This is a genomic window from Pseudoalteromonas sp. H71, from assembly GCF_001468485.1.
GTDB lineage: Bacteria > Pseudomonadota > Gammaproteobacteria > Enterobacterales > Alteromonadaceae > Pseudoalteromonas.
The window spans coordinates 210,455-230,806 of record NZ_LODI01000024.1 but is presented as its reverse complement, the minus strand read 5'-3'; the positions used below and the strand labels follow the sequence as shown (position 1 = coordinate 230,806).

The following is a 20,352-nucleotide window of genomic DNA, read 5'->3' as shown; positions in this document are numbered from 1 at the left end:
GTTAGTCTACCATAATGATAGGGTAATACGAATATTGCTTTAAAATCGATTCACTTAAAATAGAGAAAACTTGATTTAAAATAATGAATACGCCAACGCAAATAACATTATCTAATTCATTGGTTATCAATTCATCAACTAATAACCAAACCAATGAGTTACCACAATTACCAGGTGAAGTACTTGCGGCTAAAAACATTCAATTTTCTAAAGACTCCATCACTCTCGATGTACTTATTAATAAGCATTGGCAAACTCTCAGGCTAGGTACAACCCATGCGCCTCAATCTTTAGACAAAATAGCCAGCGCTAATATTCAATTAAGTGCAGATGGTAAACAACTTGCTATTTTACCCAATGTAACAACACTCACAATTAACAAACCCGCTCAATTACAGCGCTTACTCAATTTTATTAGTACCGGTGCCGAGGTTGAAAGCAAACCACTTGCCGTTCAGGTTGCTTTAACGCCGGCACCCAAATTAATTATTGATAAGTTCAATGCCAGTATTGCCATTAATAAAGACGTGGCACAATTGCTCAGCACAGAGCAACCCTTAAAGCTCGTTATGAGCACCAGCAGTAAAGGGGCGCAAATTAATGTTATTAATCGCTTTGCTGATACCGTTCATACACAGCCGCTAAGCCAAACGAAGCTGGTTAAAATGCTAACAAGCTTGTTACCTAATGCACAACTACACGCAACGCCAAAATTAGCCATTTTAACGCACCCTCAAAAATCAGGTTCTTTTACTACACAAGTATCGAACGCGCAGCTAGCTGAACTTCCTCGTTCGCCAGTAAAAGTAAGTCTAACAAATCAAGCAGACAAGCTAGTAATAAAAACACAAGCCGAAAACGCAAAAGTGATGCTAAGTAACTCTTTTTCCAAGCCCTTTAATGAATTACTGACTGCGCAACACGCTAATTTATCAACCTCACCCACACACAATAATAGCAGCATTAAAGTAAGCCCATTGGTGAGTACTCATAGCCCTATAAAATCGTGGCTTCAAACAAGTTTTAGTGATTTAAAAACACGAATTAATGATGCTGTTAGTTATTTTGAAAACAAATCGTTTGCAAACGAAAATAAAGCTCAATTCTCGCCATTACCCACTTTAAACAAGCAGTTAACAGCCGCCCCCCCCTTAACAAATAAAATTAATGTAATTGAGCATGCAGGTATACAAGTTGCTACTAATGCGCAAAAGCCCAGTGGTGATCGTGCTAATATTTTACCTAAGCATTTCTCTCAACTGCCGCCTATTGTGCAGTTAACGCAGTTAATAAAAGCAAATGTCGCTGTTTGGCAATCTCCTAACGACAAAGTTGTGAGTAGTCATTTGCAAATACCTGATGCAAAAACAACAAATACATCAGAAAATAAGCTGCCACAAATCGAAAAAACCACTCAGCAAGGTAAAACAGTGCTAGGTACACAATCAGTTGCACCGTTAAGCACTCAAATAAAAGCAGAACACGCAGCCAAAAATACAGAGCAAGTATTAAAAAGCTCAACAGCCCAAGTTCAAACTACCTTGAATAACGAACCGCAAAAACAAACTAGAGTTAAAGAGCTAAATTCTCTGCCTCTTACAAAAGTGGGGCTTAGTCATGTTCAACAAGCTAACACAGATAATAAACTGGCCACGCTGCCTATCCCCAAGCCTAATAGCCAAACAGCTCAGCAAACACACGTTGTATCTTTAACACCAGCAAATAATAACCTTTTAAGTACAGTTTTTAATAACACAGCGACTATTGCTTCACAAAGCCAAATGCTTCAACCTATTGAAGCTAAAATATTAACACCGCTTTTAAAACTGCCACCATCGCATGACTCAACTCAAAAAATCTCTGAAGAAAAACCCCCATTGAGCAGTCAAATAGCCGATATTCAAGTTAAAGCCACTAAACAAACACCTGACCTAAATGCATTGGTTAATCAGGCTTTTAATCGGATGGTATCAAGCAGTAACGTCAGCCCGACTGCTGTGCAAAGAGAAATACTGGCGACATTGCAACCTCATAGCTTAACGCATGACACCCTGCAAAGTAGCTTCACCAAAGGGCTTGAGCAGCTAGCCGTCAGTATTTTGGCCGCCCCTATTATTAACCAATCTGTAACCCCTATTACTTTTGAGTCAAAAACAGGTATTGATGCATTACTACAGGTGCTTATGCCTACGTTTAAAACTGGCAAAGCAAGTTCAAAAATACTCGAGCAACTGCAACAATCACAAGTTCAAGCGCTTGCTGGAGAGCTTGTTCAGGTTAAAAACACGCTCACACAAGTTAATGTTTCAACACCTAACCAGCAACCTGAGAGTAACCCGCTGGCACAATTTTTATTGCCGATGAAATTACCGCCAGAAGCAGCCCAAACAGAAATAGCTCTTGGGCAATATAAAAAGCCATCGGCAGATAAACTAGAGCCGAAAAACGTATGGTTTGTTAGATTAAATTTTGATTATGCCGAGCTTGGACAACTGCAAATTACAGCCGAGCTAATGGACAAATCACTCGACTGTCAGTTACTCGCGTCAAGCCAAGAAGTGAGTGCTATTGCGCACCCTCACCTTGATAACTTGCGCTCAAAACTTGCTAAACATGGCTTACAAGTTGCCGAGCTAAACCTAAAACGAGGCGAAGCAACCCATGCTGCTTTTTATAAATCTCATGCAATTATTAATATTAAGGTGTAGTTATGAGTGCTCCCCCTAAAAGCAAATCGGCAATTGGCCTTTTATACGAAACCGGAAGCGCCCCCACGGTAAGCGCTAAAGGCTTTGGCGAATTAGCTGAAGAAATCATTGCAGCAGCAAAACAGAAAGGGATCATGATCCACGAAGACCCTGACTTAGCAAAAACCTTATCGCACCTCGAATTAGGTGAGGAAATTCCAAAAGAGCTTTATTTTGTGATTGCAGAACTGATTGCGTTTTCGTATGTATTACGTGGGCAATTTCCACCAGGATGGCAGGACTTTCAGGGTAAGTTGAATATAAAAGCTTAACATTAAGAAAGGCGCTAAGCGCCTTTAACGTTTACTTTGGTAAATTAGTCATTTTTTTCTGCTCAAGCATTTCTTTCCAATGCATTACTTCGCTTGGCAAAATAGGCGCTTTACCTTCAAAGCCAGCCACTTCAAGCATTTCTTCAATACTTATAACGCCTTTTTTGCTTTTAAATACACCACGCACGTAAGCTATAGCATGCAAACCTCGGTCAGAGTGGAATTTTTGCTCTATGTAAAAATACTTATGATCCCACCCTACTAACTTAGTGCTAATGGTGTATTTTTGCATCGGTTTTATATCACGAATATAAGTGATTGCTGTTGCATTAACGATAGGAAACCATCGGCGTTTCATTATTTGCTTAAGTAAACCAACACGCTCGGTCATCCACGTTCGCGACAAGTCCATCATTGCCAAATAACGCGAATTAGTTAAATGCAGATTAATATCACAGTCAGTCGGGAGTGCTTTGTAGTCAATATCTACGGTATCAAGTAAATCTTGATAGTGTTTATTACGCTTAATTTTAAAAAATAATAATAGGAGTCGAATATATAAGTTCACAACAAAGGTCTTACCAGTAAAATTTAATTGAGTGTATCACAAGCACTTGCGAAGACGAATGTTCTCCCTTACTCTTAATTCACTCATATATATAAAAATAAAACGCTTATGAAACCTCTACTACATATAATTACGTTTATTGGATTACTTCTACCAAGCTATTCGGCGCTAGCTGATTTTTCACTGCCAGGAAAAGGGACCATTACCTACTCCACTGGAATACAAAAAAACTTTGAATTTGGTTTTGCATGGCAGCAAAAAGCTGAACAATTTAAAATTGGCGCTAAAAGCTACGCTATGCAAAGCATCCCAAGTTCATACTCAGTGGCTATTACACTATCAAAAGATGAAAGCCAGGTATGGGTGCAAGAGTTTAACAATGGTTTTATTGAAGGGTTTAATTGGCAAATTGGCGAGCATACTGTGTCACTGAAAAAGCAAATGTTTAGTGACCGAGTAAAAGGCGATTACGTTATAGAGTTAAATAACCGTAGTTACTTTTTTACCCGTAACAATGCCAGTATTGTTATAAACTTTAATGAAGACGGTATTGAAACTATTGCTATTGATGGTGTTACAAAAAATATGGGCACTAAAAACTAGTCCCATATTTCTGTTTTAGAAAAATCTAAACCTTAACGGTTTTTCTATTAATACCGTAGTCGCGTAGCTTATTTGCCACTGCGGTATGACTAAGCCCTAAACGTTTAGCGAGCTGCCTTGAACTTGGGTAGGCTGGATAAAGCTTACGTAATAATGTGGCTTCAAAACGTTTTACTGCTTGATCAAGCGATCCCTCAAAGTCTGACTCCAAATACCCTAATTCATGCGTAAACGTAGGCAGTTGTAAATGCTCTAAACGTAACTCACTGTCATCTAACAAAGACACTGCACGGTAAATAGCATTTTCAAGTTGGCGTACATTACCCGGCCATGGGTATTCTTGTAAAAAGCTTAAGCACTCTTGTGATAATAACGGAATGGCGTGGCCATTTTGCTGTGCGTATTTTTGAATAAAGTGCTCTGCGAGAGGCCCTACATCAGCTTTACGATCTCTTAATGGTGCAATTTCGAGTGTTAATACATTAATTCGGTAGTATAAATCTTCTCTAAAAACACCTTCTTGTACCATTGCGGGTAAATCTTTTTGAGTAGCAGCAACAATACGAACATTTACCTTTACTTCGTTCTCATCGCCTACTTTTCTGAAAGTCCCGTCTTGTAAAAAGCGCAAAAGTTTAGTTTGCAATTGGGTCGACATTTCACCCACTTCATCTAAAAATACAGTACCGCCATCGGCTTGTTCTAGTACACCGCGTTTAGGAGCCGCATTTTCTTCATAGCCGGCATAACCAAATAATTCAGACTCCGCTACATCGTCAGGTAACGACGCGCACGAAAGCGCAATAAACGGCTTAACTGATCGATTAGATGCATAATGACACGCTCGCGCAAGTAACTCTTTACCTGTGCCCGTTTCACCCGTAATGAGTATTGGGGCTTCTAGTTGCGCCATTTTTCGAGCTTCACGAACAACACGGCGCATTGCTGTACTAAAGTTATGAATGGTTGCAAAGCTCTCTTGTCCGTAGCGTCTAAATGCACTTACTTGCTGCCCTAAACGACTTTGCGACTTAATATTAATAACGGCACCAGCTAACACATCGCCTTCACTGCCTTGCGGCACGGCAATAGGCAAAATATCAGCAATAAAGTCTTCTCCAGCGACTTCAACCCGAGTGGTTTGGCCTAACACTTCTTTGCCTTCCAACCAACGAGTAAAGTTAAAGCCTTTGAGTAAGTTATTAATATTGGCACCAATCACTTCTTTTTCGCTTAACTGCAGGTCTTTACATGCAGCGTCATTACACAAACGCACCCAGCCCTTAGCGTCAATAGAAATAACCCCATCAGGTAATGCACGTAACAAAGTATTTAATTCGTTATGCTCTCGTTCAGAAGGAAGAAATGCGGTAGTGCGTACATCATGCACACCATCAATAAGACGAATCGAAGGCATGATTTTTTGAAACTGTTCAAACTCAATTTCGGGAAAGCTCACATACATACGGCAATTAACAGAATCAACCTCAATACCTTTTAAATCAACACTGTAGTTAACTAAAATATTAAGGATTTCTTGGGCTATACCGATTCTATCAGCACAGTGAATATCTAGACGCATACATCCTCAAAGCAGGAAAAACTAAATTAGCCGAATAATACGCTAAGTCGCTTTGAGAAGGTAGCTTATTGTAAACATTTTTGGACAAACTTGCATTTTAATTAAGGCATAGGAATAACAGCCTAAATACGCTACGCAGCAGTGCTAGCCTACTGCATAGCTAAATTGTTTTTTAACCTTGAGGATAGGCAGACCATTCTTCGCCATCAAGTTGTATGTAAGGGCGTTTATTAACGTACATCATAATTGTACCCGCATTTTCGGCTACTTTTGATGCTTTAGGTAGGTTTTCTACTAAATTTGCAATGCTGTTGTTGCCACCAAAAACATTTGTTTCAAGTGCTTTAGCAACAATTTCAGACAAGGCAAAGTAGCTAGTCGATTCGTTAATCATAATTTGCGAATAACTTTGAACATCCGGACCAATAAATTTAATAGCCGCCGGCACTGATACAATGCTAGGGCTGGGTATTTCACGAAGGCCAGCAAATTGAACTTTGTCACCCTTTAATGCTGCTCCATGCTCAGGCACTATCATTAACATGACGTTACGACCACGCTTTTCAAGGTTTTTAATAAAGCGGTTAATATCAGACAGTAAATTAGCGTGCCTGATTGGGTAACTTTCAAGGCTATTCATACGTTTTTGATTAGCTAACTGGTTACCATCGTGCAAACTTGTTGTGTTGTAGTACATTGCACATGGCTTACAATCGTCTGCCTCATTTTCAAGCCAGTTGTTCAATACTGCCCCGTCAGAGTATATAGGACTATCGTCAAATCCATATTGGGCCACCGGCATTGAGCTGATATTAAGTGGTTTATTATTCAAACCACCAAATTGATCAATTAAACCTTTAAAGTTATCAAAATGCCCATCATGGTTCATTACCACGCTACTTTGATACCCTAGCTTTTCTAAGTTTTTAAATAAATAGCACTGCTCTGGTGCATCGTTAAATAAAGCGGTTTGACTGGTTTGCCCACAACTTGCTCGAAGCAACCTAATTGCGGCAGGCCCACTGTACGATGTAGCCGAATTAAAGTCTGAAAACAGCACATCGAAGTCACTAAACATATCTTCAACACTGACACCAATGGCATTTAAATCATCAATTGCCATAGAGCAAATATTTAACACAATGACATCAAATAACTCACCATTTACCTGCGAAGGAAAGTGACTCACTAGGTGGCTTTGTTGCTGGTAAAAATCAGTGAGTTTTTGATCAGGTGTTTGAGTGGCGCGAGTAATAACCTGTGTTTGTTGCTCAGGTTGATTATATAGGGTGGTATTCGCTGAGTTGTTACCAGCAACAGTTGACGATTGTTCGCTGTCTCCCTGCCAGCCAATAATGAGTAACCCCACAATGGTGATCGTTGTAAAGCGTAACCACTGCGATGTGTACCAAAAGCAGACTGTGATAACAAATAATGCTAGTAACATATCAACACTAATTACGCGTGCTAAAAGCTCAATAAAATAGCCGAAGCTAAAATCTTGAACATTACCTGCTTGTTTTGTCAGTCTATTTAAAGGCGGTAACCACGAGTCTTGATACAATATAATAATTGCCAAAAAGCCGCCAAATACGTGCTTTGCTTTTTCGATTATTGCTTTTTTAAACTTGATTGCTAAAAGAGCAGCAAGTGCAGCATTGGTCAATACATTAAAATCAATTGCACCGTAGTAAAATAGGGCAAATTTAGCCAGAAAATAAAGGTTCCAAGCTCCTAAACCTGATAATTTCACTGCTCATCCTTTTTTTTGTTATTGGGTGTGTAAGGTTCAAGTACTTCATGTTTAAAAGTAAGCTTGTAATAATATTTTTTTACTCTGGCTAGTATGTAAGTTGCTGACATGCATAGCATAATACCGACGAGCATAGCCAAAATAGCGGTAATAAAAAGCTGATCAATACTCATGGGTTAGGCCTTTAATCTCATCACAAATGATACCGCATCGGGGCGCGCATCATTTGTAAACTCGGGCGTTTCTAATGCCTCTGTAATATTTTTTGACACACTGGGTTCAAATTTATAGCTGTCATTTTCGGTTAACTGCTTAGAATAATCAACAACGGGCTTACCGGCATAAAATCGTCTGAGTTGCTTACACTCTTGCTGTATATGAAAATGGTCTGAAATAACATTTTGCTGCACAAAAAAATCATTGGTTTGTAATTTAAACAAATGCTTAATTGCATTATTTACATCGTTTTCTCTACACGCATGCAAGTACAAATATACTGTGTTATCCGCAAGGCTAAAAACATCTCCTTCACGCTTAATATGGAACAAGTGTAAAGGATGAATCGGATCTATACGTGGCAGTAACTCAAGCTTAACTAACACACCGCTTACCCCTAAATTAACCGCAGAGTCACTATGAACTTCAACCTGGCGTGTAAACTCATCAAAAGGGAGATAGCCTTTTGAGAAGGTGTTTTCAGTAAACTTTAAAACATGTTCAACAGATGGAGGTAATGGCCTCGAAAATTGAAAGCCTTGAATAGACTGGATTTGAGACAATAACCGCGAAGGCTCAGAAAAACTATACAAAATAAGATTTACGCCTAACGTTAAAAATAAGCATTCATCTTGATGACGTATTACGCCATCTACATTTTGTATAACTAATTTTAACCAACGACCACAGCTTTTTCTGAGCTCAAAGCACTGTTTACCTAATTGCGCTAAATCAGTGTAGCGAGTAACAGCAAAAACAAGTGTTGCGGCTTTTAATTTTGGGCCTTTATCGAATAATTCATTATTGTCTTTAGCGGTATAATAGTGTGTGGGTAATTTTGTGCCTATAGGCACCGCACTTTGCACTAACCATACGTCATCTTCATCGGGAAAATGACTGCCATTTGGCATTTTTTGCTCGTTAATATTAGTCTCTGAAACAGCAAACTGATTGTTTTCAATTGCAAGCTGGAATTGTTTTTCAGCAAACACGCCCGTGCTATGCAACCAGTAATCATAATCTAAAACACGTGTGGCAGAGTCATTATCAACAAAAATTAAGCCATCAAAAATAGTATTTAAGCGCCTCATTAAAAATCGGTAATGTGTTACTTCTGGACCCGATATTAAAAACAACAAGGTCACCCCTGATTTTTTAGCAAACTCACTGTAATCACTCAGAATTACACCTATCTTTGCTTCGCTCGTAGCACTGAGTAATTCAGTGCTCAGGTGAATAAACACAAGGGCATTTTTTAAATTTTTGTAGGCGCTAACTTCTTTTATTATACCTTTATTTGTGCGCTCTATTGAGTAGTGTTGGGTTTCAGATGAAAATGAAAACGGGTGAACCTTATTGCGTTTATAAGCGTTGTTAAGTGCAGCCGAATAGGGCGATTCAAAAAATGATTCAACTTCTTGAGAAACAATATAGATATCATTTGAGAGACTTTGGTTAACTGCATGTAAAGCAAGTTCAACAACAAAATTGTCTAAAGGCGCCAAAACAGCATAACTTGAAGCCGATTTTAACTCCTTTGCAGCCGGCTCTAATCCCGGTATGTTAAAGTTATGCACTTAAAAAGTCCTTAAAAAAAATACTTTTTTACTAGTTTTGCCCGCTATTCTATATATAATAGCCAAATATTGTCCACTTTTAATAAAATAAAAATTACGCTTACAAAGGTTGTGATGAACAATTTAGCTACAAAAAGCTCACAAATACTCACATCAAGTGACATAGAAAACCTAGCTCGCCGTTTTGGTGGGAAAAGCGATGACTACATTGAAATTATGAATACACAAAAAAACCAAAAAACAATAAACAAATACGCGCTATTAAAAGAAATTGATGACGCAATAAAAACAACCAATAATAAATAATATAAAGGTAGCGTTCCATTGCAACGGATTTTTGTAAAAGGTATTAAAGGAGGAATTGGCAGCACATCGGTCGTTGCCAATCTTGCGTGCGTCTTAAAAAAATCGGATGTAGATGTTATTGCCATAGACTTAGATGCTAAAAGCGACCTTGGGTTGCATTTTGGTTTAAAGTGGACGAGCACTAAAGGCTGGAGTAACGAAAGTAATTTCGAAGATGCACTACTGCACTTTCGTAAAGACAGCGACGGCGTACTTTTTTTACCCTTTGGTGATAATGAGGTAACGCTAGAAGACATAGTCTCAACCGTTAATCATTGTAAAAAACTGGATTATAACGCATCAAGCTGGTTACTATTTGACTGCCCTGCTCATATTAATATTTCTCACTACCCGTTGAAAGAAGACGATATTGTGATTGAGCTTGTCACCTGCGATGCTATTTGCCATAGCCTTATATATAAACGCCTACAAACGTTAAAAACAGCCGAATCAACTTGGAAGCATTTTTTTGTAGTAAACCGCTACAACTCAGCCTCAGTGTTAGAATTTGATCTATTTTCTCTTTGGCAATCTACATTGCCATTTATGGCGCCGTTTTTCATCAACAGCGATGAAGTTATTAAAGAAGCCACAGCAAACCGAAATGTTGCACTTAATTGTGCACCATACAGCGTTGCTAATGATGACTTTGAAACACTTGCCGGGTGGCTTGTAAGTAAAGCGGCGTTGTAACAATGAGCTTTTCTCTTTTTTACAAAAGACCCATACACAGTACTCTGTATTTACTACTGAGCATATTGTTTACTGATAAGCTTGTTCGCTATATTTTATTTAAATTTCATAGTTACTTTAATCAACACAAAGTTAATGTAATTGAAGCTTTTTTTATGCCTTTTATTACTTTGTTTAGCTCTTTATTTATAAATATAAGCAAAAACAGAGAGCGCTTTGAATTAACCTTATATAATTATTATCCGCACTTAAGGCTTCCTTACAGGACCTACATATACTCTAATATTGTGCGCTTTATAATTCAGACTATTTTTTTATTGTTTACCGTCAACAAACCTAAAAATAAATCTGTATCAATCAAAAAGCATGCAACAAATTATTTTTATGATTCGGTGAGCTACAGCCTAAGACAACTTCGCTGGTACGATCTTAAATTAGGTCGGTTAATAAGGCGCTTTTTTTCTAAAAACAGCAGCAGGCCTAAAAAAAGTGCTTTTAAAACAATGGCTGACGCTCGAATTTGGCAAAATAAGTTAATTAAGTACATTGTAGTTGCGCTTATATTATTTTTGCTCGCAATCTTTGTAACCATTCCATTTAGCCTTGAAGCGCAAGCCGTTTTTATTAGCTTTATATTACTGGTTGCTTACGCGCTCAAACGGGTAAAAGGTCATATGGCCACCATTGTTATGGTCACGCTTTCTGTCACTACATCATCTCGTTACTTATGGTGGCGCTATACCGAAACACTTAACTGGGATGATCCACTCGCATTAACATTGGGTGCAGGTTTATTACTTGCAGAAACATATGCGTGGATGGTGCTTATTTTAGGTTTCTTTCAAACAATTAATCCACTTGAAAGAAAACCCGTGATGCTGCCAAAAAATACTGACTTATGGCCTACGGTAGATATTTACATTCCTACTTACAATGAACCATTAAGTGTTGTAAGGCCCACTACACTTGCTGCGTTAAGTATTGATTGGCCGGCAGATAAATTAAACGTATATATTTTAGATGATGGTAAACGCCCTGAATTTGGTGAATTTGCCAAACAAGTGGGTGCAGGTTATTTAACAAGGCCAGATAATAACCATGCAAAAGCGGGTAACATGAATAGTGCTATGCGCTATACCAACGGTGATTATATCGCTATTTTTGACTGTGATCACGTACCTGCTCGATCATTTTTGCAAATGACCATGGGGCAATTTTTAAAAGACAGTAAAGTATGTTTGGTGCAAACACCTCATCACTTTTTCTCAGCAGATCCATTTGAAAGAAACTTAAATAATCACAGTCAAATTCCAAACGAAAACATGCTGTTTTACGGGCTTATTCAAGACGGTAACGATATGTGGGATGCCACGTTCTTTTGTGGTTCGTGTGCGGTACTAAAAAGAGAAGCGCTTGACGAAATTGGTGGGTTTGCTTTTGAAACCGTAACCGAGGATGCACACACTGCGCTGAGAATGCAACGCGCAGGTTACAAAACGGCTTATATAAATATTCCACAAGCGGCAGGTCTTGCCACTGATAGTTTATCGGCTCATATCGGCCAGCGAATTCGTTGGGCCCGTGGTATGGCGCAAATATTTAGGCTCGATAACCCGCTTTTAGGTAAAGGCTTAAACATTCCTCAGCGACTTTGTTACTTAAACGCTATGCTGCATTTTTTATCAGGTATTCCACGCATTGTGTTTTTAACCGCACCTCTGGCACTCATCTACTTTAATGCGTACATTATTTATGCGCCATTTTTAGCTATTTTTATCTATGTTGTACCGACACTTATTCAAATAAAAGCAACCAACTCGCGAATACAAGGTAAGTATCGCTATTCGTTTTGGGGCGAAGTTTACGAATCTGTGCTTGCTTGGTACATATTAAAGCCAACAACGGTTGCTTTATTTAACCCAAATAAGGGGAAATTTAACGTTACCGAAAAAGGCGGCTTAAACGACGAAGAGCATTATGACTGGGGAATTTCTAAGCCCTACCTTGTTTTACTCGCCATTAATTTATTAGGCATGTTGGTCGGTATTTTGCGCCTGTTTTTTGGCGACCCTACACAGGTTGGTGTGTTACTAATTAGTATGGGGTGGGCGCTTTATAATATTATTATTTTAGGGGCTGCCGTTGCGGTAGCTGCAGAGGCACGCCAAGTTAGGCACTCTCACCGTGTTAAAGCAAATTTTCCAGCGGGCGTTCGTTTAGCAAATGGACATACGTTAAAAGTAAAAATTACAGATTACTCAGACAACGGCGTGGGTATAGAAACCGAGCATGCGCATTCTTGTCGCGTAAACGATAAGATAGAATTATTAATGAGCCGCGGTAATAAGCAGTTTTCCTTCGCTACCCATGTTTGTAACACTCGGGGTAACCAAATTGGCTTAACCATTAAAGATTTGTCTCTTGAAAAACAACGTGCGTTTATACAATGTACATTTTCACGCGCAGATGCGTGGCTTGACTGGCAAAATAACTTTAGACATGATCGCCCATCATACAGTTTTAAAGAAGTGCAAAAAACGAGCCTTAGAGGCTTTAGTAACCTGCTCTTCCACGCGCCAAGAGCGCTTCAACCTACTATTCAGTTCATAACTAATATAGTTGTGTACGTAAACTCATTTACCCCAAAAAGACCAATAGTGCATAATAATTATGATTAAAAAGTTGCTAAATACACTCCTAACATTGTCACTTATTTGTAGTGTGCATATTGCACACGCGGTTGAGCCATTACAAAATAAATCAATGTTTATTAATGGCTATCCTGAAAGTGCTCAGGTATCGAGTTTACGCTTAGAGTTTGAAGCTTTAGGTTTTACTGGCTTTAAGCTCAACGGGGTAAATAACAATTCCCGCGTTGACTTCACAAACCGAATAGATAAATTAAGCACTAATTTAAAGTTGAATTTTTCGTATACAAACTCGCCTTCGTTAATCGCAAATGTATCGCATTTAAAAGTTTACTTTAATGATAATTTAGTGACTGTTTTGCCCATTAATGAGCAGCTAAGTATTGTGAAAAACACAGTGCAACATAGCCTCGATCTAAATGCTAAATATATCCAAGATTACAACCAAGTACGCTTTGAGTTAGTTGGTTATTATGACCTTCGTTGTCAAGATTATTTCAGCCGCACCATTTGGGCTGAAATTAATAGATCAAGCAACATTATGCTCGACCAAAAGCAGCTTGCTATTGATAGCCGTTTAGAATACCTTCCTGAACCGTTTTTTGATGAAAAAGATTACAATAAACTTAACCTACCCTTTGTATTTGCTAAAACACCCAACACCCAAGCAATTGAAGCAGCAGCAACGCTATCTAGCTGGTTTGGCGCACAAGCAGACTGGCGCGGCTTTAATTTTCCGGTAACGCTAAATAAAGCGCCAAACAAACATAGCGTGGTGTTTATTACTAATGATTCGAAGCCTGATTTTTTAAAAGATTACCCAGATGTTGAAAAACCAACGATTGAAATCATTTCAAATCCATTTAATCGTTATTACAAGCTACTGCTAATACTCGGTCGTGATGAGGCTGATTTAAAAACTGCAGTGACGGGTCTTGCATTTGGCCACAAAGTAATGACAGGCAGAAGTGCAAGTATTGAAGCCATTGATAAATTACCGCTGCGTAAAGCCTATGATGCTCCGCGCTGGCTTAGAAGCGATCGCCCTGTGCATTTTGACGAACTTATTGACTACCCTACGCAATTACAGGCGCAAGGCCTTAATAATGGCCCTGTAAAACTAAACATTCGTTTTGCACCTGATTTGTTTACATGGCGTGAAAGAGGGATACCTATTACCCTACAATATCGTAGCACTCCAGAATCGGAAGCTATCGACTCTCGTTTAAATATGTTAATAAACCAAGAATTCATAAGCGGCTTTTTGTTAGACGAAAACAACGATTTATTACAAACAACACAAGCTTTACTGCCGCTAGTAGCCAATACCGATACAACCCAAAGCACTGAAGGTTTTTCTGTGAACGGGATTAATTTAGCGAACAGAAATGAACTTAACTTTGATTTTAGATTTGGGGTCCTCAAAAAAGGGGAATGTGCTGTTGCACCTCCTGGCGGTGAATTTGGTGTTATTGATGGCGACTCAAGTATTGATGTAAGCGGTTTTGACCATTACATTGCTCTGCCAGACTTAAATGTATTTGCTAATAGTGGATTCCCATTCACCAAATACGCTGATTTACAACAAACTCTTGTATTAATTGATAACAACCCAACACCTAGTGCACTTACCGTTTTGTTTAATTTAACTGGCGAATTTGGTGCAATTACTGGTTACCCGGCTCATAGAATGAGTGTGGCTCATTTAAATGAGGACGCTGATTTAGATGATAAAGACATACTTGTAATCGCAAAACCAAACAGTATTGCTAACGACTTAGACGAAGATGCACAAACAAACATTTTGCTTAATAATAATCAACGAGCAATAAAACAAGCTATTTATAATGGCGCTTATGATGAGCAAACTACCGAAAAAGTAGAAGTGAGCATTAAAAGTAGTGGTGATATGGCTGTAATCACGGGGTTTCAATCACCATTTGATTCAAATCGTTCAATTGTATCGTTAAGTGCGACAACTAATAATGCATTTACTCTGCTTGATGACGCATTGATGAACTCAGAAAAACGTGCCCTAATTAATGGCAGTGCAGCCGTTATTAATTCACAAGGTATTAAAACAATACAAGTAGATGAACAATATTATGTTGGGCATATTCCGGTCCATACTTTAGTGTGGTTCCACTTATCTGATCATCCATTTATATTGGCGTTACTGTCTATATTAACGTTGTTACTGATCTCATTTATTTTATGGCGATTATTACAAGCACTAACTTACAAGCGTTTAGCTGAAGGAGATAAATAATGAAATCACTCGTTAATGTATTTTTTACTGTGATTGCACTATTTGCTTTTAATGCAAACGCACAAGCTGAACAATGTGCACCATGGCAGTCGTGGCAGGTATTTAAAAATCACTTTGTAAGCCAAGACGGACGTGTTATTGACCTAGGCAGTGAGGGAAGTATCACAACCTCTGAAGGTCAATCATATGCACTATTTTTTGCACTTATCGCCAACGATAAAGCCGCGTTTGACTCTGTTTTAAATTGGACTCAAGAGCACTTATCAGAAGGCGATTTAAGTACTCGTTTACCTGCATGGAAATGGGGCCTAAATAAAAACCGTGTAGGGGGTATTTTAGACTCAAACCCTGCGTCTGATTCTGATTTATGGATTGCATACAGCTTATCTCAAGCCGCTATTTTATGGGACGAGCGTCGCTATAGTATTTTAGCCGCTGTGCTTGCTCAGCGTATAATCAGAGAAGAAACAGCTTATATAACAGGCCTTGGTTTATCTTTATTGCCGGCACCTGCAGGCTTTGAGTTTGATAATGAGCGTTATAAGCTAAACCCTAGCTACTCGCCGCTATTTATTTATCAACAATTTAAAAAGCTTTACCCACATTCACCATGGCATCAACTTCATGAAGGCTCAGCAAAGCTTATTTTAGATACTGCTAAGCAAGGCGTAAGCCCTGATTGGGTTATGTTTGATTCAAACCGTGGATTTTACTTTGACAAAAAAACCACTGACATAGGCAACTATAACGCTATTCGGGTTTACCTTTGGGCCAGTATGATGGCAAACGACGCACCTTATAAACAAGAGCTGCTTACTCAATTTGCACCATTTATAGAGTCGATTAAAGAACGTGGCTATGTTCCTCTAAATACATATTCTCAATCAGGTAAATCTGATAAACGAGGCCCATTAGGATTTAACGCTGCATTACTCCCTTTATTAGCTGAGCAAGGTAACGATGAGTTAGTAATGGCTATTCAACAAAAATTGATGATTGATAAATCTTTTACACAAACACGTTATTACGACAGTGTATTAAATTTATTTGGTGAAAGTGCTGTAAATAAGCGCTTTAAAATCACTGCTGATGGAACGCTACAACCTACTTGGAGCACTGAATGTCGTTAAGGTTAGCCTTAGCTTGTACATTAGCACTAAGCGCTAGTTTAAACGCCAAAACCATAAATGATATTGATACACAATCTGTTGATTGGTTATTAAGTCAAATTAGTATTGGCGAAGCACAGCAAAACAAAAAGCTAGTTGAAGACAGCCTACAAAAGTTGGTTGCTATTGCCCCTTCTCGAATAGAAACACAATGTGCTTTGGCCCATTATGACTTTACAAATGGCAATGTAAATCAAGCAAACTTACTATTAAGCAAGCTTGATAACCAACTAATGCAACAAACACCTTGCGTAAAAAAACTCAAGGTGATGTCTCGTATACAAGGGCAAGATAAGGCTAGCGTTCAAGAAGCCAAGCTCCTTGCTCGTGCTGGCAGGTATGAACAAGCACGTCAGATTTATAATAAAATTTTTAATAACATTTATCCGACCTTAAATTTTGAACTTGAGCATTTAAGCTGGTATGCCCAAGACACCGGCCAATGGCAAGGCGTTAAAAATAGATATAAGCAACTGTTAAAGCGCTATGACAATATTGGCCAGGTAGAAGTTGCTTATGCAAGGCACTTACTCAGACGTAACCCACGTAATAAAACAGCTATGCGTATTTTGGGTAAGTATGGCTCAACATCTGGTTTTAGTGATGAAGTAGAAGGTATTTGGTTATCTGCATTAAGAAACATGCCGATAAACAGTAATACAGATAAACAGTTTCAGCAGTATTTTACGCTCTACCCTTTTAGTAACAAGGGTGAATTACAATACCAAGATTTTAAAAAGCAATTAAAAGCGCGACGAAAGTTGTTAGCCGATCCTGCTTATCAGCTTTGGTTAAAAGGCGAAAAGTTCCTTGAACAAGGAAAGCTAAAATCAGCAGAGCCCCACCTTTTAAACGCATTAAAAGGCCGCCCTACTGACGGTGCTATTATGAATAGCTTAGGCATACTTTACCTTCAACTAGGTGAAAATGGTAAAGCCTACAATTACTTTACACGTGCACAAAAATACACTGCCGACTTTGCAGAGCGAAATACCCTCAAAAGCATGGCCAAAACGGCTAAGTTTTGGTTTTATATTCGCCAAGCAAGAGACGCTATAGACAGCAGTGAATTTAGAGTTGCCAAATTAAAACTCGATTTAGCCGCCGCATTAGAAGAAGAACCGAATACTGTGTTAGCAAATCGTGGCACCTTACAATTTGCCCAAGGGTTATATTCACAGGCAGCACTTACCTATCAAGTTGTGCTTAAAAGCGAACCTTTAAACGAAGGCGCCCTATTTGGCTTATTTGAGATTGCAGAACTTGAGCAAAATGAAAAAACCCTGACATCTTTTTTTAATCGACTTTCTTTTTCACAAAAAGAAATTTTAAAAGCGTCATATTTAAGTTCAATAAGTAGCGTGTATAGAGCTAAGGCAACAAAGCTTACTGAAGCAGGTGAATTAGAAGAGGCTGAAAAAATATTAAAAGAGGCTATTCAAGCAACACCTGAAGAGCCTTGGTTATATTACGACTTAGCATTTATATACCAACAAAAAGGGCTCACCGACAAAGCTCGCTCATTATTTAATAATGTATTGTGGCAATTTCCGCTAAATTCACAGCTTAGGTATAGCCATGCACTATTTTTGCGCGCGTTAGACGATTATCAAGGCGCGCTTGCTACACTTAAGTATATTCCTTTTAAATCTCGCGACGCTGATATTGTATCTCTTGAACAACAGTTGCAACTTAATGAGTCTTTAGCACAAAGCGAACGTTTTATTAATTCTCAAAATAAAGCGGCAGCTATTTATCACTTAAGTGCGATAGAGGCGCAAAATTTAACGCCAGCAATGAAAGCTGAATTAGCACGAAGCTGGTTTAGCATAGATGAACAAAATCATGCCTTAAAACTAATGCGCAACGCGTTAGTTGAAGACCCCTCATTATCTGCCTATTGGCATATGTTGTACGGCGAATGGCTTTTAGCACAAGACAATAAAGCACCGACTGTTGATTGGTTTAATCGTTATAGGCTTCCTGAAAATGCCTCTGAGAGTGAAATAAATCAGTTCGTGCAATTACAAAATGCTTATTATTCAGAGTATTTTAATGGCAGTGACCTTATTGCCAAGCTAAATCAGCTTGATCAAAAATACCCCAGCTCACCGGCTACAACGACTGCGCTAATAAATGCAAACTTAGCACTTGATCAAAACCAATCAGCCATTATTTTGTATGAACAAAAAGTAAAAAATAATCAGCTAATTGAACCCCAAGCTTTAATGGCAATATCTAAAGCCTACAGAGCACTTGGGGACGATTTCCAAGCGAAAGAAGTAACACAACTCGCCATTGAACAAAGCACAACGCAAGAAAGTTATTTTCAGCGTCAAATTATGGAATCGTTAAACGATTTTAACTACGCAGGTGATGCCCTTTACTTAGCTGAACAACTTATTCAAAAAGCACCTAATGATTTAGAGCTTCGTTATTTAGGCGCGCAAGTTGCGGCTAATTTTAATGAAACAGAGCAAGCACAAACGTGGTACGCACAAACGCTTTCACCTAATCGTCAACTAAATGAAAAAGAACTCTACGCATCACTTTCGCGCATTAATGAAAACGACCAGTGGTATATAAACGGTGCTAAACGAGAACTACTTAATCAGCAAAACAAAAACCAAGCCTACATTGCTGTTGGTGTTAATTTTAGTGGACAAGTAAGCACTGAAAGTGAAGCAACATTGGGCGCTGGTTTAGTCCCTATTGAAGCGTACTTTCCGCTTTGGCAAGGGCAAGGTTTTGTAAAAATAGACCCAACAAGCATTAGCGCTCAAACTACACGATTTGACGAACAATTTGCTGGCAGCCGATACGGACAAGGCGCTTTGTGTATATTTACTTGTGGTATTGACGAAGTAAGTCCTGAGCAAGATGGCGTTGATATTGGCATTGGTTGGCAAAACGAAAACTGGCGCGTAGATATTGGTACAACACCACTGGGCTTTTTAATCGAAGACATTGTATGGGGTGTTAATTACTCGGACGACTTTGGTGACTTTGGTTATAGCCTTGAGTTAGAAAAACGACCAGTAACCAGCTCTGTACTTGCCTATGCAGGTCTTGAAGACGTTAATACTGGTAAAATTTGGGGTGGTGTTCGTTCAACAGGTTTAACCGCTAACGTTTCCCACGATTTAGGCGGCGATTGGGGGTTTTGGTCTAGTGCTGACTTTACATTATATAAAGGTCAAAACGTAAAAGATAACCAGCGCTACCGCTTGATGGGCGGCACCTATTATCGTGTAATAAGCAATCAAGAACGCGAATTTACAGTCGGTGCAAGTTTATTGCATTGGGCGTATAAGTTTAATTTAAGTGAGGAAACGTGGGGGCATGGCGGCTACTATAGCCCACAAAACTATGTTGGGTTATCGGTTCCCTTAACTTACGATGCACGTTGGGGTGATGACTTTGTGTACCGCGTAAAAACGGGCGTGTCGTATTCGCAAACTAAAACGCAAGCCATCGACTTTTTCCCTAATGATCCCGACCTTCAAGCAGAAGCCTTTGCGCGCCAACTTGAAACCGGTGTAGACCCTGCCTTTGACTCAGATACCAGTGCAGGCGTATCGTACAACTTAGAAGGCAGCTTTGAATACAGAATAACCCCACATTGGTTCTTTGGTGGTTATTTAGCTATTGACCGTTCTGACTTTTACGAACCTAATTTTGGCCAACTGTATATCCGTTACTACTTCAATCCTGTTTACGGGACACTCGAATTTCCGGGTACACCTATTATTCCTTATGCTGAGTTCTAACTTAGCATAAGGTGATACACCGCTCAGTACTTCCCCTCGCCTTGAGGTATATGTATACTTGAGCGCAATTGTAGCTAGGATAAGGGTGTGTCTCTTACCTTATGGTGTTATAGCCATACAGCAAATCATTATCTTAGCTA

14 protein-coding genes are annotated in these 20,352 nt (G+C 38.9%); 9 read left to right on the top strand and 5 right to left on the bottom strand.

All coding sequences use genetic code 11. The features are described 5' to 3' along the window. Positions 1 to 83: 83 nt before the first annotated feature. Both fliK and ATS71_RS12225 read left to right on the top strand, forming a co-directional pair. Entirely contained in the window at positions 84 to 2,708 is a 2,625-nt protein-coding gene (fliK, locus tag ATS71_RS12230) for a flagellar hook-length control protein FliK (RefSeq protein WP_058405075.1), read from the top strand. 2 nt (positions 2,709 to 2,710) lie between these two features. Next, positions 2,711 to 3,019: an EscU/YscU/HrcU family type III secretion system export apparatus switch protein gene (locus ATS71_RS12225; protein WP_058405074.1), complete on the top strand. Its 309-nt coding sequence runs from the start codon at positions 2,711 to 2,713 to the stop codon at positions 3,017 to 3,019. A gap of 31 nt (positions 3,020 to 3,050) precedes the next feature. Here the strand turns inward: ATS71_RS12225 and ATS71_RS12220 are convergent, their stop codons facing one another. After that, positions 3,051 to 3,587, bottom strand: a complete 537-nt coding sequence (locus ATS71_RS12220) for a thioesterase family protein (protein WP_058405073.1) — start codon at positions 3,585 to 3,587, stop codon at positions 3,051 to 3,053. A 108-nt stretch (positions 3,588 to 3,695) separates the two neighbouring features. Here ATS71_RS12220 and ATS71_RS12215 point away from each other — a divergent pair, with 108 nt between their 5' ends. Next, positions 3,696 to 4,190 carry a hypothetical protein gene (locus tag ATS71_RS12215; protein ID WP_058405072.1) on the top strand — a complete coding sequence of 165 codons (495 nt, stop codon included), beginning with the start codon at positions 3,696 to 3,698 and terminating at the stop codon, positions 4,188 to 4,190. 25 nt (positions 4,191 to 4,215) lie between these two features. Here the strand turns inward: ATS71_RS12215 and tyrR are convergent, their stop codons facing one another. From tyrR to bcsE, 4 genes are all read right to left on the bottom strand, one after another. Continuing rightward, positions 4,216 to 5,772 (bottom strand): transcriptional regulator TyrR, encoded by a 1,557-nt coding sequence (gene tyrR / locus ATS71_RS12210; RefSeq protein WP_006791402.1) that lies wholly within the window; start codon positions 5,770 to 5,772, stop codon positions 4,216 to 4,218. A 172-nt stretch (positions 5,773 to 5,944) separates the two neighbouring features. Further along, positions 5,945 to 7,525 (bottom strand): cellulose biosynthesis protein BcsG, encoded by a 1,581-nt coding sequence (gene bcsG / locus ATS71_RS12205; RefSeq protein ID WP_058405071.1) that lies wholly within the window; start codon positions 7,523 to 7,525, stop codon positions 5,945 to 5,947. Beyond that, positions 7,522 to 7,698, bottom strand: coding sequence for a hypothetical protein (locus ATS71_RS18710; protein WP_201020874.1), 177 nt, complete (start codon positions 7,696 to 7,698; stop codon positions 7,522 to 7,524). The genes bcsG and ATS71_RS18710 overlap by 4 nt, the downstream gene beginning before the upstream one ends. Positions 7,699 to 7,701: 3 nt before the next feature. Further along, entirely contained in the window at positions 7,702 to 9,318 is a 1,617-nt protein-coding gene (bcsE, locus tag ATS71_RS12200; protein ID WP_058405070.1) for a cellulose biosynthesis protein BcsE, read from the bottom strand. Between the two features lie 114 nt (positions 9,319 to 9,432). Between bcsE and bcsR the strand changes: the two genes are divergently transcribed. Genes bcsR through ATS71_RS12170 form a run of 6 tightly spaced genes read left to right on the top strand, consistent with a single transcriptional unit; the run spans position 9,433 to position 20,212 of the window. Beyond that, positions 9,433 to 9,624, top strand: coding sequence for a BcsR/BcsP family cellulose biosynthesis protein (bcsR, locus tag ATS71_RS12195; RefSeq protein WP_058405069.1), 192 nt, complete (start codon positions 9,433 to 9,435; stop codon positions 9,622 to 9,624). 18 nt (positions 9,625 to 9,642) lie between these two features. After that, entirely contained in the window at positions 9,643 to 10,356 is a 714-nt protein-coding gene (gene bcsQ, locus ATS71_RS12190) for a cellulose biosynthesis protein BcsQ (protein WP_058405068.1), read from the top strand. 2 nt (positions 10,357 to 10,358) lie between these two features. Continuing rightward, a complete protein-coding gene (gene bcsA, locus ATS71_RS12185) occupies positions 10,359 to 13,034 on the top strand; it encodes a UDP-forming cellulose synthase catalytic subunit (protein WP_058405067.1) in 2,676 nt (891 codons plus the stop codon). Further along, complete coding sequence (bcsB, locus tag ATS71_RS12180; protein WP_058405066.1) at positions 13,027 to 15,273, top strand: cellulose biosynthesis cyclic di-GMP-binding regulatory protein BcsB; 2,247 nt, start codon at positions 13,027 to 13,029, stop codon at positions 15,271 to 15,273. The genes bcsA and bcsB overlap by 8 nt, the downstream gene beginning before the upstream one ends. Further along, positions 15,273 to 16,403 (top strand): cellulose synthase complex periplasmic endoglucanase BcsZ, encoded by a 1,131-nt coding sequence (bcsZ, locus tag ATS71_RS12175; protein WP_058405065.1) that lies wholly within the window; start codon positions 15,273 to 15,275, stop codon positions 16,401 to 16,403. The genes bcsB and bcsZ overlap by 1 nt, the downstream gene beginning before the upstream one ends. Next, the gene (locus ATS71_RS12170; RefSeq protein ID WP_058405064.1) at positions 16,394 to 20,212 is read left to right on the top strand and encodes a cellulose synthase subunit BcsC-related outer membrane protein; all 3,819 of its coding nucleotides are present in this window, start codon (positions 16,394 to 16,396) and stop codon (positions 20,210 to 20,212) included. Before bcsZ ends, ATS71_RS12170 begins: the two co-directional genes overlap by 10 nt. Positions 20,213 to 20,352: the final 140 nt, after the last annotated feature.

Bases quoted from the DNA above. Each gene is read 5' to 3' on its own strand.
- fliK (WP_058405075.1), top strand. From the start codon at position 84: ATGAATACGCCAACGCAAATAACATTATCTAATTCATTGGTTATCAAT.
- ATS71_RS12225 (WP_058405074.1), top strand. From the start codon at position 2,711: ATGAGTGCTCCCCCTAAAAGCAAATCGGCAATTGGCCTTTTATACGAA.
- ATS71_RS12215 (WP_058405072.1), top strand. From the start codon at position 3,696: ATGAAACCTCTACTACATATAATTACGTTTATTGGATTACTTCTACCA.
- tyrR (WP_006791402.1), bottom strand. From the start codon at position 5,772: ATGCGTCTAGATATTCACTGTGCTGATAGAATCGGTATAGCCCAAGAA.
- ATS71_RS18710 (WP_201020874.1), bottom strand. From the start codon at position 7,698: ATGAGTATTGATCAGCTTTTTATTACCGCTATTTTGGCTATGCTCGTC.
- bcsR (WP_058405069.1), top strand. From the start codon at position 9,433: ATGAACAATTTAGCTACAAAAAGCTCACAAATACTCACATCAAGTGAC.
- bcsA (WP_058405067.1), top strand. From the start codon at position 10,359: ATGAGCTTTTCTCTTTTTTACAAAAGACCCATACACAGTACTCTGTAT.
- bcsB (WP_058405066.1), top strand. From the start codon at position 13,027: ATGATTAAAAAGTTGCTAAATACACTCCTAACATTGTCACTTATTTGT.
- bcsZ (WP_058405065.1), top strand. From the start codon at position 15,273: ATGAAATCACTCGTTAATGTATTTTTTACTGTGATTGCACTATTTGCT.
- ATS71_RS12170 (WP_058405064.1), top strand. From the start codon at position 16,394: ATGTCGTTAAGGTTAGCCTTAGCTTGTACATTAGCACTAAGCGCTAGT.